This window comes from Streptomyces sp. NPDC001880 (assembly GCF_053594575.1).
Genome location: NZ_JBSFET010000022.1, coordinates 17,147 through 31,420 on the forward strand (window position 1 = coordinate 17,147; position 14,274 = coordinate 31,420).

10 protein-coding genes are annotated in these 14,274 nt (G+C 69.9%); 4 read left to right on the forward strand and 6 right to left on the reverse strand.

The features are described 5' to 3' along the window. Nucleotides 1–28 precede the first annotated feature (28 nt). The 3 genes from ACWCQ6_RS15405 to ACWCQ6_RS15415 all read right to left on the reverse strand — a co-directional run bounded on the left by ACWCQ6_RS15405 (nt 29) and on the right by ACWCQ6_RS15415 (nt 2,684). Nucleotides 29–715 (reverse strand): TetR/AcrR family transcriptional regulator, encoded by a 687-nt coding sequence (locus tag ACWCQ6_RS15405; protein ID WP_451089314.1) that lies wholly within the window; start codon nt 713–715, stop codon nt 29–31. Between the two features lie 113 nt (nt 716–828). Next, a complete protein-coding gene (locus ACWCQ6_RS15410; protein WP_451089316.1) occupies nt 829–1,998 on the reverse strand; it encodes a saccharopine dehydrogenase NADP-binding domain-containing protein in 1,170 nt (389 codons plus the stop codon). Further along, nucleotides 1,995–2,684 carry a TetR/AcrR family transcriptional regulator gene (locus ACWCQ6_RS15415; protein ID WP_451089318.1) on the reverse strand — a complete coding sequence of 230 codons (690 nt, stop codon included), beginning with the start codon at nt 2,682–2,684 and terminating at the stop codon, nt 1,995–1,997. Before ACWCQ6_RS15415 ends, ACWCQ6_RS15410 begins: the two co-directional genes overlap by 4 nt. A 783-nt stretch (nt 2,685–3,467) precedes the next feature. On the opposite strand from ACWCQ6_RS15415, the gene ACWCQ6_RS15420 reads away from it, so the two are divergent. From ACWCQ6_RS15420 to ACWCQ6_RS15435, 4 genes are all read left to right on the forward strand, one after another. Further along, the gene (locus ACWCQ6_RS15420) at nt 3,468–4,811 is read left to right on the forward strand and encodes a salicylate synthase (RefSeq protein WP_451089320.1); all 1,344 of its coding nucleotides are present in this window, start codon (nt 3,468–3,470) and stop codon (nt 4,809–4,811) included. 112 nt (nt 4,812–4,923) lie between these two features. Next, nucleotides 4,924–6,843, forward strand: a complete 1,920-nt coding sequence (locus ACWCQ6_RS15425) for a BTAD domain-containing putative transcriptional regulator (protein ID WP_451089322.1) — start codon at nt 4,924–4,926, stop codon at nt 6,841–6,843. Nucleotides 6,844–7,014: 171 nt separating this feature from the next. Beyond that, on the forward strand, nt 7,015–8,289 hold the full coding sequence (locus ACWCQ6_RS15430; protein WP_451089324.1) for a cation:proton antiporter: 1,275 nt from the start codon (nt 7,015–7,017) through the stop codon (nt 8,287–8,289). A 78-nt stretch (nt 8,290–8,367) separates the two neighbouring features. Further along, a complete protein-coding gene (locus tag ACWCQ6_RS15435) occupies nt 8,368–9,609 on the forward strand; it encodes an AMP-binding protein (protein ID WP_451089326.1) in 1,242 nt (413 codons plus the stop codon). Between the two features lie 60 nt (nt 9,610–9,669). On the opposite strand, the gene ACWCQ6_RS15440 is transcribed toward ACWCQ6_RS15435, so the two are convergent. Genes ACWCQ6_RS15440 through dpgC form a run of 3 tightly spaced genes read right to left on the reverse strand, consistent with a single transcriptional unit; the run spans nt 9,670 to nt 14,269 of the window. Then, on the reverse strand, nt 9,670–11,121 hold the full coding sequence (locus ACWCQ6_RS15440) for a benzaldehyde dehydrogenase (RefSeq protein WP_451089328.1): 1,452 nt from the start codon (nt 11,119–11,121) through the stop codon (nt 9,670–9,672). A 50-nt stretch (nt 11,122–11,171) separates the two neighbouring features. Then, on the reverse strand, nt 11,172–12,908 hold the full coding sequence (locus tag ACWCQ6_RS15445) for a thiamine pyrophosphate-binding protein (protein ID WP_451089330.1): 1,737 nt from the start codon (nt 12,906–12,908) through the stop codon (nt 11,172–11,174). Beyond that, the gene (gene dpgC, locus ACWCQ6_RS15450; RefSeq protein ID WP_451089332.1) at nt 12,905–14,269 is read right to left on the reverse strand and encodes a (3,5-dihydroxyphenyl)acetyl-CoA 1,2-dioxygenase DpgC; all 1,365 of its coding nucleotides are present in this window, start codon (nt 14,267–14,269) and stop codon (nt 12,905–12,907) included. Before dpgC ends, ACWCQ6_RS15445 begins: the two co-directional genes overlap by 4 nt. Nucleotides 14,270–14,274: the final 5 nt, after the last annotated feature.

Genomic DNA, 14,274 nt, shown 5'->3' on the forward strand with positions numbered 1-14,274 from the left:
CGTGCATGGTGGCACCACGGGCCCACTGTCAGGTCGCCTTTCGCGCCGTACTCGTCCGTGACAGCAGTCCGTCGACGATGGCCACCAGGCCCTCGCGGTGGGTGTCCCGCGTGGTGATCTCGTCCCACTGGCCCGCGAGCGAGGCAAGCCGGGGAAACTCTTCCGGCGTCAGCTCGGCGAAGGCCTTGTCACGGTGTGGAGTTCGCTTGAGATCGGCGTGGTGCCGCTCGCGGTTCACCCGGATGGTGAGCTCGCCGGCGGTGTAATACCAGATGACGCGGTAGGCGTACACGGCCTCCTCCGGGCTGAGTCCGCACTCGATCCCGGCGTCGATCATGTTCTCCACGATCCACAAGGCCGAGACGGCCATCAGGTCGTCGGAGGCGAGGACTTCAACGATCCACGGACACTCGGCGAGGATGTCGTGCAGCGCCTGGCTCGCCGCGAACAGCCGGTCACGCGGCCCAGCAGGCAGCTCGGGGCGCGGGAAGCGTTGGGCGTGGCGTTCGAGCAGGAGCAGCAGCAGCTCGTCCTTGTCTCGCACGTGGTGGTAAAGCGCCATCGCCGTGCTCGACAGCTCCTGCGCGAGTCGGCGCATCGACAGGTGCTCCGGCCCCTCCTCGTCCAGGATGTGCTGGGCCGCAGTGAGGATGGCCTCCTGGGACAGGCGGGGTGGACGGCCGGTCCTGCCGGTGCGTCGGGTCTCAGGCGTCATCTCTCTGTCTTTCTGTTGCTCGTGCCGGGTACGGAGTGGGTGTCGGGCGGCGGCCGTGGCGGTCCGCCCCTGTGCCGGTGTCGGACCGCCACGGCCCGCGGCTCATCCAGGCGTCAGGCGGTCGGTGACGCCGGAGTCACGATGCCCGGTTCGCCCGTTGGGACCTCCGTCGTCCCCGCCGTCGTCCCTGGGAGGTGACGCACGATCCAGTCAGCGGTGGCCCCCGGCGGCAGCGTAGCCGCCATGACGTGGACGCCGGACGGGACCTGGCCCCCCGTGACCTCGTGCGCGGTGATCGAGGCGATCACGCCGACCAAGCCGGTCACGTCCGTGCAGTGCAGCAGCGCGCTCCGCCGCACGGGAGTGCCCTCGGGTGTCATCCCGTCAAGCGTGCCATACATCACCTGATACGGAGAGCTGCCGGCCGCGTCCCGCATACTCGCCTTGGCCAGCTCCCGGGCGGCGGCCATGAGTGCTCTGCCATGGTCCGTCGCCGGATGCCGCAGGGCGAACCGGTCGAGGAAGGCAGGTACGCCGGGCCCCTTGAGGACCTCGTGCCAGTGGACCTCCCGCAGCCGCAGCAGGTAGGCCTGCTGCCGTAATTCCTCAGGGAGCACGCGGCGGACGGCGACGGCTTGGGCCGGCACCCGAGCGGAGTCGGAGAGCTCTTGGAGGACGGGGCCGGGACGGGCTTCCGCTCGTGGCCCCTCCTCCCTGAACGCGGGCGTGGCGCCGGGGTGGCCGTCGTCGGGGAGAGCGACCGCCTGGCGCCTGCCGAGCAGACAGGAGACCGCCGTGTGCGGCGGGATGGCGCCGAGACCGCCCCACCAGCCGCTGAAGCGGGTCGCGGAGTCGAGGCCTTCCGCCAGCCAGCGTGGCACCCAGCCGGCCAGGGTGCCCGAAAGCCCCGTGAAGAGTACGGCCGAACGCGCCCCAGCCGGCGTACGCGAGCCGCCGTCGTCCGTCATGCCCACGTAGTGGGCGCCTGCCGCGAGGACCGAGGCGCGGACCCGTCCGCGCAGCGAGAACGCGGTTCCGGAGCAGTCGAGCACAGTGGCGCAGCCACGGGTGAAGTGCGTCAGGCTCTGGCTGTCGCGGGCGTCGACCACCGCGGCTTCCGCGCAGTCACCGAGCTTCCGGGCGAACCGCGAGGCCTTCTCGGCGGAGCGTCCGCCGATCCGCAGTGTGTAGCCGTGCTCGGCGGCGAGAAAGCGGGCTGCTGCCGCGCCCACACGTCCGTACCCGCCGAGGATTCCGATCACGGGTGCCGTATCGATGCTCATGTGTGTTCTCCCGGGTGTGCCGCACGTCCGGCGAGCAGGCCCTCGACGATGTCCTCCAGGGCCTCGCGGTGGGTGTCCCGCGCGGTGAGCGCCGACCAGCGTCCGGCGAGCGCGGTCATGCGAGGGAAGCCGTCGGGCGGAAGAGTGGCGAAGATCTGTTCGCGCTGAGTGGGGCGGGTCAGTTCGGCATGGTGCTGACGGCTGGTCGTACGGATCAGAAGGACACCGACCGTGAAGTGCCAGATGGCCTGATGGGCCTGAGCCGCCTCTTCGGGGGTGAGACCGCACTGTACGGCCGCGTCGAGCAGGGCCTCCATGACCCAGAGCGCCGACACGGCCAAGAGGTCGGGGGACGCCAGGATTTCGTTGAGGAACGGGTACTGGGCAAGGACGTCGTGGAGCAGCTGGGCGGCTGCCAGCAGTCTCTCGCGCGGGTCTTCGGGCAGGACCGGCCGGGCATGGCCCTGGGATCGGGAGGCGACGAGGAGCAGCAGCAGCTCGTGCCTGTCGCGCACATGGTGGTAAAGGGCCATCGGCGTGATGGAGAGCTCCTTGGCGAGCCGTCGCATGGACAGCTGTCGAGGTCCCTCACTGTCGAGGATGCGCAGTGCGGCCTCGACGATGGTCTCCTGCGAGAGGGGTGTGGACCGACGTGCACCGCCTCTGCGCCCGTTGCGGGGCTTCATCCCTGCGTCTCCCATCCGAGTGGTGGAGCTGTCCGGTCCGCGCTCGGACCGCGGGCCGGATCACCGCGCTGTGCTGGGCTCTTCGGGACGGGGGTGACATCGGCAGGAGCCCACGCTACAGTTATTGTACGCGTACGACTTACAAGTATAAAAACCTGGGGGCCGGGTGCGGGAGTCGAGTCGAGGTTCGGGGTGGCGGTGTTGTACGGCTGCCCGGCTGTCCGGCCGAGGGGTCGGCCCTCTGTGAGACGGGCCCTGCCGTGGATCGCCGACCGGCGTGGCCGACAGGGTCTCGGGCAGCCCGGCACTCCCCCGTGCAAAAGCGCCGGGCCGCCTTCACTTCGTCACTATTGCTAAGTGAATTCGCATAAGGCGGAGTGCGGCGATAACGCCGGCAGGGCGAGATTGGTAAAGTGAGGGTCAAGTCGCGAAGTGCTGTGAAACATTGTTGATTCGAGTCGAAGTCGTTGGGTACAGTCGCCCCTGGTTGGTCACTCCTGGGGAGTTCAGGAGAGTTGACGGGGGGATCTGAGTGCCCGGGTAGCATTTCGCTCCTGGGTTCTGGCGTTCTGTCTCGATGGGGCTTCGCAGGCTGTTTTCTTATGTCCAAGGGCATCTTTGGGCTGCATCGATGTGGCGGAAAAATATTCGCGACAACATCCTGTGATGGCTTTCTCGTAGCACGGTGTCATTATTTCCCTGATTCTCTTCTGTGGGGATCGATCGATTGTTTTCCGCCCTTGTAGTGGTCAATTTCGGTCGTCAGTCACAGGAGGAAGAATCGTGCTGTTCTCTTATCAATCGGCTACCCTGCGCACGGATGCCGATCCACTTGTCGCGGCAACGGGTCTCGTCGCCTCGGGCCTGTTCTCCACTTATGTCCTCTACGAAGGTCCGGATGTCTGGTCGGTGGCCGGCGGGGTCGTGGCAGAAGTCGTGCTGAAACCGGACACCGTGCGATGTACGAAGGACGGCACCACCGTCGAGCGCCCTTGGCGGGGTGACCCGTTGGCCCAGGTCCGTGAGTTCCTGGACGGTCTGGAGCTGGCCGACTGGCGAGCCTATGGTTGGAGCGCCTTCGAGCTCGCCTACGCCGTTGCCGGCCGTCCGGTGGAGAATGACGTCCTGCTCCATCTCGTCGTTCCGAGAACGGAGATACGCCTGTCCCAGGGGCAGGCCCTCGTGCGCGGTCTGGACGCGCAGGAGGTGGCCCTCGTTGAGAAGACGCTGATCGGTCTGGAAACGGAACCGGAAGCTCGGGACCGGCCGGTCGGCGTGAACATCGAGGTCGGTGGCGCGGCCTACCGCGACTCCGTCGCCACCGTCGTGGACCGCATACGCGCCGGAGAGCTGCAGAAGGCGGTCGTATCCCGCATCGTCCCGGTCGCTGCTGACATCGATTTCCCGATGAGCTATCTCGTCGGACGCCGCGCCAACACGCCGGCGCGATCCTACTTGTTGCACATGGGAGACCTTCAAGCCTTCGGGTTCAGCCCGGAGATCGTCGTAGAGGTCGAACCCGACCGCACCGTCGCCAGCCAGCCGCTGGCAGGTACCCGGGCCCTGACCGGCGACGCCTACGAGGACCGGCGGCGTCGCGAACACCTCCTGTCGGACCCCAAGGAACTTCATGAGCACGCCATCTCGGTGAAGGTAGCCGTCGATGAAATCGCCGGACCCTGCCAGCCGGAGACCGTGGTGGTCCAGGAATACATGGTGATCAAGGAAAGGGGCTCCGTCCAGCATCTCGCCTCCAAGGTCGTGGGTCGGATGCCGCTGGACGCCAGCCCCTGGGATGCCTTCGCGGCCGTCTTCCCTGCCGTTACCGCCTCGGGTGTGCCCAAGCACGCCGCGTACGACGCCATCTCGGACTGCGAGCCGCGGGAGCGAGGCCTCTACGCCGGCACGGTGATGACGGTGGCTCAGGACGGTTCCATGGACGCCGCGCTCGCTCTGCGCAGTGTCTTCCACCGGAACGGCGAGACCTGGCTCCAGGCTGGTGCCGGGGTCGTCGAGCACTCCGTACCCGAGCGCGAGCTGGAGGAGACCAGAGAGAAGCTGAGGTGTGTGGCCGACCGTCTGGTGGCACGTGTGACCGAGAGTGGCCGGGGTGGCGCCGAACACTGAGCCCGAGAAGCGTCTACATATCTGAAATCACCGGCGGAAGCGGTCCGTTGATACCGCGACCACGACCTCAGGAGGCGACAGGGCGATGCCGATAGCGGGGGAGTCCTTGGAAGTGCAACTGCTGGGTCCGGTGCGTGCCTGGAGACACGGCAGAGAAGTCGTGCTCGGGCCGCCCAAGCAGCGAGCAGTCTTCGCGCTGCTCGCCGACCGGGCGAACGACGTGGTGAGTGTGGACCACGTCATCGACGCGGTGTGGGGCGGAGACATTCCCCAGACCGCGGCTAACGGTGTCCACACCTACGTGGCCGGACTCCGCCGCGCCCTCGAACCGGAACGCAGTAGACGGGAGAGCGGTGAACTGCTGATCTCGACCGCCGGTGGCTACGTGCTGCAGGCGGACCCCGCGGCGGTGGACGCCACGCTCTTCGCCCGCCGCCATGCCGAGGCGCGGCGTGCACGCGCGGAAGGGAAGCTCCAGGAGGCGCTGGACCAAGCCGAGTCCGCGCTGTCCCTGTGGCACGGCGAAGCGCACTCCGGTGTTCCCGGCCCGTTCGCGACGATGGAGCGCACGAGGCTCCAGGACCTCAGGCTCACAGCTGTCGAGGAGTGGGCCGGTGACATGCTGGAGGCGGACCGTCCCGTCGAGGCGGTCACCGTACTGCTCGGGGCCGTGGCCGAGGAGCCACTGCGCGAGAAGCTTCGCTGGCTGCTGATGACGGCGCTGTACCGGTGCGGACGTCAGGCGCACGCCCTGGAGGTCTATGCCGAGACCCGGCGACTGCTGCGGCACGAGCTCGGCATCGATCCCAGCGCCGAACTGCGGACACTGCACCAGCAGATCCTCACCGGCAGCCCGGTCACCGCGACCGGTGTCGCCCGTACCGGAACCTTCATCGCGGTCAGCGCCCGGGCACTCGCCCCGGAGGCCCCTGCGGCCCGAATGGCGCTCGCGGAGACGCCCAGGCCAGCCCAACTTCCCCCGGTGGCACGAGGGTTCGTTGGACGTTCACGCGAACTGGAACAACTGGCACGGCTGCTCATCGAGAACGACCCGCGGGGTGCCTCCACCCCTATCGTCGTCATCGACGGACCGGCCGGGGTCGGCAAGAGCGCTTTCGCGCTCGAACTGGCCCACCGGTTGTCCGAGCACTTCCCGGACGGGCAGCTCTACGTCGATCTGCACGGCACGAGTATGGAAGGCCGTTCGCTGAGTGCCTCCGAAGCCCTGCTGCAGGTGCTGCGGAGCCTCGGGGTCGACGACGCTCGCATCCCCGCGGATCTCGCGAGCCGTGCGACGCTGTACCGGAGTCTGTTGAACGGCAAGCGGGTTCTCGTGATGCTCGACGACGTGCTCAGCGCCGACCAGTTACGGCCGTTGATCCCGGGCGGTTCCTCCTGCGTGCTCAGTACCGGCCGACATCGCTTGGGAGGCCTCGCGGTCCGCGACGGCGCGCATCTGCTGCGGCTCGAGCCGCTCGGAACCCAGGACGCGCTGGTGCTGCTCCGCTGTCTCAGCGGCGACCGGCTCCGGCATCAGGAGGCCGTAGCCAGGCGGCTCGTGGGACTGTCGGGAGGACGGCCCCTGGCACTGCGGATGATGGCGGAGACGCTGGCCGCCAACCAGGACGTGCCCCTGGCGACGCTGGTCGAGCACATCGCCGAGGAACACGGCCGGCTCGACGGGCTGGCGGCCGGAGGTGATGCCTCGGCCAACCTGCACACCCTGTTCGAGACGTCCTACCAGGCGCTGCCCGACGAGGCGGCGAGGATGTTCCGGCTCCTCGGGCTCTTCAGCGACGGGCTGATCACCGTGTCGGCCGCGGCCGACCTCGCGGGCACGACCGAGCCGGAGGCGGCGGGGACGCTGAAGCTGCTCGCCCGCCGCCATCTGCTCGTCGAGGCCGGCCGGGGCGCGTTCCGGTTTCACGAGCTGATGCGGCTGTACGCGGCCGAGTGCGCCGAGCACGAGCCGTTGACCCATCGCAGTGCCGCGATGGCGCGCCTGCTGCAGGCGACTGAATCGGTCGCGTAATCCCCCGTAGCCCTGAGCCCCGTGGCGCCCTGTGCACCACGGGGCTCAGGCACGTCGGAAGCCTGTGCTCCCCCGGCCAGAGATGGTCCGTGGCGAAATGGGCGGTGGGGCTCCGCGGGCCATCAGAGACCGTTCAGAGCATCTGTAGGCGGCTGAAGGAGAGTGGTCGCCATGAGCAGCAATCAGGTGGCACTCCTCCTCTTCGACCTCGCGTTCATCCTCGTCCTCGCCCATGGACTCGGGCATCTCGCCACCAGGATCGGCCAGCCCCCCGTGGTGGGCGAGATCCTTGCCGGCGTACTCCTCGGACCGACCCTCCTCAACGGCGCGCTCTCCGACACCCTGTTCCCCCATGCGATACGGCCGTTGCTGAGCGCGATGGCCGATGTCGGCGTCACCTTGTTCATGTTCGGTGTGGGGCTGGAGATCGAACGCCAGGCACTGCGCGGCCGAGGGCGGATGGCCGCGGCGGTGAGCGTCGGATCGACGGCGGTGCCGTTCGTCCTCGGCACCGGCCTCGGCTTCTTCCTGCTGCGCGATCACGCGACCGACCAGAAGGCCGCCTTCATCATTTTCATCGGTCTGGCCGTGTCCGTGACGGCCTTCCCCGTGCTGGCGAGGATTCTCTCCGACCGAGGCCTCGCCGCCACCGCTCTCGGCGGCATCGCCCTGGCGGCGGCGGCCCTGGTGGACATCGTCGCGTGGACCGCTCTGGCCGGGGTGCAGGCCGCGATCGGCAGCGCGGGCGCCCACTGGCGGGTGGCCCTCATGATCCCGTTCGTCCTGCTGCTCGTCCTGGTCGTACGCCCCTGGCTGCGACGCCGCGTCAGCGGGGGCGACGGCCGACGGCCCGCGACGGCCTGGTGGTACACGCAGGTGCTGATCGGCGCACTGCTCTGCGGTGCGGCGACGGAGGCCATGGGTATGCATTACATCTTCGGTGCCTTCCTCTTCGGACTGATCATGCCGAGCGAAGGCGCGGAGCGACTGCGCGCCGACCTCATGCAGCGCACCCGCACGGTGACCTCCGTGCTGCTGCCCGTCTACTTCGTCGTCGCCGGACTCAAGGTGGACCTCCGGCAGTTCGGCTGGGCGGAGATCACCGAACTGGCGGCCGTCCTGCTCGTCGCCGTGGTCGGCAAGTTCGGCGGGACGTATCTGGGTGCCCGGAGCTCGGGACTGCCTGCCAGGCCCGCCGCGGCACTCTCCGCGCTGATGAACACCCGTGGCCTGACCGAGTTGGTCATCCTCGGCGTGGGACTTCAGGCCGGGTTGCTCGACGGCGGACTGTACTCGCTCCTGGTCGTCATGGCACTGGTGACCACGGCGATGACAGGCCCTCTGCTGACACGGACGTACGCGAAGCCCGTGATCGTGCCGGAGGCCACGACCGCACACCCCGGACGGGAGCCGGAACGCTCCTCGTCCGTCACGCCCGCCGCATAGCGGCGCCACTCGGACGACGGGCTGGAAGCAGGGCGGGAAGCAGCAGGAGCACGACGAAGACCAGAAGGAGAACCAGACATGCTCTCGGTCGAACTCCGGGATTCCGTCCGCCCCGGCACCCGCCGTGAGGGCCACCCGGCCGATTCGGTCCGGACACTCGACGGACTCTTCAGCCGGGCCGCCCGGCGCCACCCGCGGGCCGTAGTGGTCCGAGACGGCCTGTACAACCTCTTGTACGGCAAGGCCGACACGCTCTCCGCGCAGCTCGCCACGGCACTGCTGGCCGCCGACGTCCAGCTGGGGGATCCGGTCGTCGTGCACTGTGCCGATCACCGGCAGGCGCTCGTGGCCCAGCTGGCGGTCATGAAGGCCGGGGGAGTGTGCGTCCCGGTGCCCCACGAACTGCGGGCCGGTCAGACTCGCCGGATCGCCCGCGTCAGTGGCGCCGAGACGGTGCTGTGCAGTCAGTCGACCTGGGAGGCCTGGGATGACGCCGGCAGTCGGCGGCGCGTCGTCCTGGACGACCCCGAACTGTGGAAGCGGATCGCAGCGCGGTCCGTCGACCGGGCTCTGCCACGTTCCGCACCCGAAGAGCCCGCCTACCTGCTGGCAGCGGACGAGGCAGGGGAGTGGAGCTCCGGCCACCTCGTGGACCATCGGGCTTGGCATCTGGCGATGGCCGCGAGGTCCGAGCAGATCGGACCCGCCGGCCAGGCGGTCGCCGTGTACGAGCAACCCGTGGGACATGCCACCTTGTCCGCGATGTGGTGGGCCTTCGGATCGGGCAGCACACTGCACGCGCAGCCGAGCGGACTCGTCGCGGGTCTCGACGGGGTCGTCGCCGTGTACGAGTCGGGCGAGTACGCGCGTGTTCTGGACTCCCTGGCACGCGAGCTTCGCCCGCCGCGCCCCCGGATGGTCGTCCTCGTGGGTGCCCCCTGCGCCCCCGAGGTCGTGGCCCGCCACGCCGAGATCCTGCCCGGGACCGCTCTGCGCGCCGAGTTCGCGCCCGGTGGGAGCGTGCTGCCATGGGCGGTGAGCACGTACCGTGCCGGCCAGGACGTGCCCTCCGGCGGGAACGCCGTGGTCGGGGCGGCACCCGGCGTGCGGCTGAGCGTGCGTGGTGCCCTGGGGGAGAACCTCCGCACCGGCCAGGCGGGAGAGGTGTGTGCGAGAGGGCGGACCCTGCCCTTCGACGTCATAGGCGATCGCTCCGCTCCCGGCCGCGGAGGTATTCTCCTGCGCTCCGGCTTCGCCGGCCGACGGAACCCGGACGGGGACGTCGAACTCACCGGCCTCCGGCACGCGGACAGCCCTTAGCAGAGCTGACGAGGCCGCAGCCCGATGGGCTGCGGCCTCGTCATCGTGCGGTGTGTGGTGTCAGGACCCGTCTCCGCGGGCCGTGATCCACCGCCACTGAGTGTACGAGTCCCAGGCGAACTGAGCTCCGTGCCGGGCGCCGTTGCCCGAGGCGCCGAAGCCACCGAAGGGCACCACCGCCTGGTGGTTGATGGTCTGGTCGTTCACGTGGACCATGCCCGTTCGCAGGCGATCGGCCATGCGGAGCCCTCGCTCGACCGAACCCGTCCGTACGGCGGCCACGAGACCGTACTCGGTGTCGTTGGCGACGGCCACCGCCTCGTCGTCGTTGCGGACGACCACGACGGGTGCCACCGGCCCGAAGATCTCCTCGGTGAACGCGGGCATGTCGCGGGTGACCCCGGTGAGCACGGTCGGCGGGTAGAACGGTCCGTCCGGCGCACCGCCGTAGCGCAGTTCGGCCCCCGCCGCGACGCTGTCGCGAACGATCCCATGGACGCGCTGCAACTGCCGGTCGTCGATCACCGGCCCCAGGTCGACACGGCCAGTCCACGGATCGCCGACGGTGAGCCGCCGGGCCTCCTCCACCAGCCGGTTCACGTACGCCTCGGCGATCGACGCGTGCACGATGTGCCGCCCCGCCGCCATGCAGATCTGACCCTGGTGGAAGAAGGACGCGAAGGCCCCCGCGGCCGCGGCCGCCTTCAGGGCGGCGTCGTCCAGCACGATCAGCGCGTTGTTGCCGCCGAGCTCCAGCGAGACCCGCTTCAGGGTGCGCCCCGCCGCGGCTCCCACCTCCCGGCCGACCGCTGTGGAACCGGTGAACGACACCATCGCCACTGTCGGGTCGGCCGTCAGGGCCCCGCCGGCTACCGCGTCGCCCGGCAGCACGTGCAGGACACCCTCCGGGAGGCCCGCCTCCTCGAAGAGACGCGCTATGACCAGGCCGCCCGAGACGGGCGTGCGGACGTCCGGCTTGAGGACCACGGCATTGCCGAGGGCGAGCGCGGGGGCCACCGACCGCAGGGCGAGCAGCAGCGGCACGTTCCACGGGCTGATCACTCCGACGACGCCCAGCGGGACCCGGCGGGCCAGGCTCGACCGGCCGGGTTCGGAGGGCAGGACCTGCCCGTGCGGCTGCGTTGGCAGGGCCGCCGCCTGGAGGAGTTCCTCCATCGCGTCCGCGATCTCGGTCTCCGCCTTCGCCCGTACGGCACCGCCTTCTCGGACCAGCCACTCAACGACCTCGGCGTGGTGCTCCTCCAGTATGGCCGCCGCGCACCGCAGCACAGCCGCACGGTCGGCGGGGGGCAGCGCGCCCCACGCCGGTTGTGCCCGCGCCGCCCCGGCCGCGGCACGCGCGACATCCGACACGTAGGCGACGCCGACCTGGGCGAGTGCCTTCCCGGTCGCCGGTTCGACCACGTCGACGACCGCGTCACCGGACGTGGCATGCCAGCCGTCGCTGAACACCGTCCCGGCGAGCCTGTCCACATCGACCAGGCTTTCCATGCTTCCTCCTGACGTTGTATTGCTGTTCTCGGGGGCACGTGCGACGCCGGTCAGACGCTGTCGGCGTACCTCGTGATGGGTACATCGATGAGGACGGGCTCGTCTCCCGCGGCGGCCCGCGCCACGGCCTCGGCGAGGTGGTCCGTCGAGCGGGTGCGCACCGCGGTGATGCCGAAGAACTCGGCGACGCGGGTGAAGTCGAGCTCCGGCGGCGCGAGATCCAGGCCGTCGGGACCACCAGGCGTTCCACCGGTGAGACCCAGGAAGTCCCTGGCGGGCGTCAGATCGAGACGGGGCGGCGTGAGTTCCAGGCCGCCGACGCGGCGGCCTGGAACCAGGTCCCGCTGCCGTCGGGCGGCTGTTTCCTTGAGGGTGCGGTATTCGCCGTTGTTCATCACCACGAAGGTGACCGGGACGCGGTAGTGGGCGGCGCTCCACAGCCCCTGGAGCCCGAACAGGGTGCAGCCGTCACCGAGCAGAGCGACCACCGGACGGGTGGGATCCCCCATCCGGGAGCCGATCGCGGCGCCGATACCGGAGCCGAGCCCCCCGCCCACCGTGTGCACGTACGAACGGGGGCGCTCCAACGGCAGGACGCTGCGCAGCAGCAGCCCGCTGGTGATCGCCTCCTCGACCATCACGGCGTGCGGCGGAAGCCCCGAGACGACGGCGTGTACGGCGGCCAGCGGGTCCATGGGGGCGTCGCCGTAGCCCGCCAGCGCACGCTTCCGCACCCGGGTGCGGACGGCGTCGTGCACCCGGCCGATCGCCTGGGTGCGCGACGGCGCCTCCGGAACCTTCCCTGCGAGTTGCGCGGCGAGCGCCGCGAGCGTGACCTGGATCCCGCCGACCAGCCCGAGTGCCACGGGGAAGGTCCGCCCCGGCTCGCTGGGGTCATCGTCGAGCTGGATGACGGTGGTGCCGGCGGGGATCGGCGAACCCGGTTCGTAGTGGTGTGCCATGAACGCCCGGGTACCGGCGATGAGTACCACATCATGGCCCTCGAGTGCGCTACGGATCGCCGAGTAGCGGGCGTCGAGCATGCCCGCGTAGAGCGGATGCACCGTGGGGAAGTCCACGCCGTCATGCATCGGCTGGTGGTAGACCGTGGCCCCGATCGCCTCGGCGACCGCCACGAGGTCGGCCACAGCGCCGTTGCGCCCCACCCCGTCTCCGGCGACGATCGCCGGCCGTTCGGCGGCGGCGAGCCGCTCGGCGGCCTCCGGCCAGCCGGGGGCGGGGCCAAGCCCGCCCAGCCTCGATTTCGGCGCCAGCGGGTCGATGGGCGTGTCCTCCTCCAGGAGATCCATCGGGATCGAGAGGAAGACCGGGCCCGCCGGCGGCTGGACGGCCAGCGCGAAGGCCCGGCGCAGCATGCCCGGGAGGTCGTGGGCATGCTGGACGTCGAACGTGTGCTTGACGGCGGCCCGGGCGATTCCCACCAGATCGCCGGAGAGCATGGGGTCCTGTGCCAGGTGGCGGCGGTCCTGCTGTCCCGCCGTCACCACCAGTGGCGTGCGCGAGCGGCTGGCGTTCAGGAGCCCGACCATGCCGTTGGCGAGTCCGGCGGCGATGTGGAGGCTGACGAAGGCCGGGCGGCCGGTGGCGCGTGCGTACCCGTCGGCCATCGCGACCACGGAGGCCTCCTGGACACCCAGGACGTACTGGAGGTCCGGGGCGGTCGTGACCGCTTCGACGAAGGGCAGTTCCGTCGTGCCTGGGTTGCCGAAGACCCGGGTCACGCCTTCCTCACGCAGCACCTCCAGCATCGCGTCGATGGGCCTCACGAGCCGCTTCCCGACCGCCGCTCCGAGGACGTGCCTGCGCTGAACCGGTCCACCTTGTCGATGACGTCGGCGCTGTACAGCCTCAGCGCCTGTTCGAGCGCGAACTCGGCGGCGTACACACGGAGGCGGTCAATCGGCTCCTCCGAGAGATTGATCATGTGCCGGTTCGGGACGACGGCCGGGCTGGCCAGACGGTCCACGGCGGCGTCGACACTCGCGTCCATCAGCTTGGGGTCGACCACCTCGTCGCAGACGACCCCCGCCTCGGGCTCGCGCGCCCAGAGCTTGCGGCCTGACAGGATGACCTGTCGCGACAGCCGCCCGCCCGCGAGCGCGGTCAGCCGGAGGTTGGCCATGCCCGGCACGATGCCTTCCTGGGCCGCCGGGAGGCTGAAGTAGGAGTCGGCGGCGGCGACGACGTGGTCGACTGCGAACAGCATCTGCATGCCGCCGCCGATCGCGAAGGTGTCGACGGCCGCCACCCAGGGTTTCTCCACCAGGGGCCGGGGCCAGGCGTCGTCGACCCGGATGCCGCGGATCAGCTTGTGGAGGTAGCCGAGTTCGCGGCGGAGCAGGAAGTCCACGAACGAGATCCGGCCCTGGTGCAGGTCGACCAGGTTGATGCCGGCACAGAAGACCCGGCGGCCCTGGTAACGAGGGTGGGTCATCTTCCCGCCGCGCAGGACCCCCACCTTGACACGGTCGTCGAGCAAGGCGAGATCGACGGCCGTCTCCAGGTCGTCGACGAGCTGGTTGTCCTCGGCGTTGAGGAAGCGGCCGTTGCACAGGGTGATGTGTGCCGCCCGATCGACCCGCTCCAGCCGGACCGTGCCCAGTTCGAGGAGCCCCGTCCGGTTGAATTCGCTGAGCAGCGACCGGGCGCGCTGGGTGGGCCGCAGCAGGGACTGCATGAGATGGGGGCCGGCCTGTGACGACCGCAGGATCCAGTGGAAGAAGATGCCCTGGTCGATCTCCCGTCCGTCCTTGTCGGTCTGCTCACGCTCGCGCTCCGCCGCCATCTGGGCCTCGGTCGGGGTGAGGCCCGGAAACGCCTCTGCGGCGGCGAACACCAGCTCGGACAGCGAGCGCTGCTCACGCAGCCCCCCGGTCAGCTCGTGGTAGACCCGCTCGGCGTGCAGCTCGAGGAACGCGCCGCGCACCCGCTGCTGGTCGGCGATGACCTTGGCAGCGAGCTGCTGTTCGCCGGGATCCCGCGTGGGCTTGGCCGGGAGTTCCGCGAGCAGCTTCTCGGCCTCTGCCGTGTACGCCCGCAACGCGTTGGCGTCGGCCGGCAGCGAGCCGTTGAAGACCGATGTCGGGGTGGACCACCGCTCCGGACCGGTCATGGGACGCACCGTCATGTTCC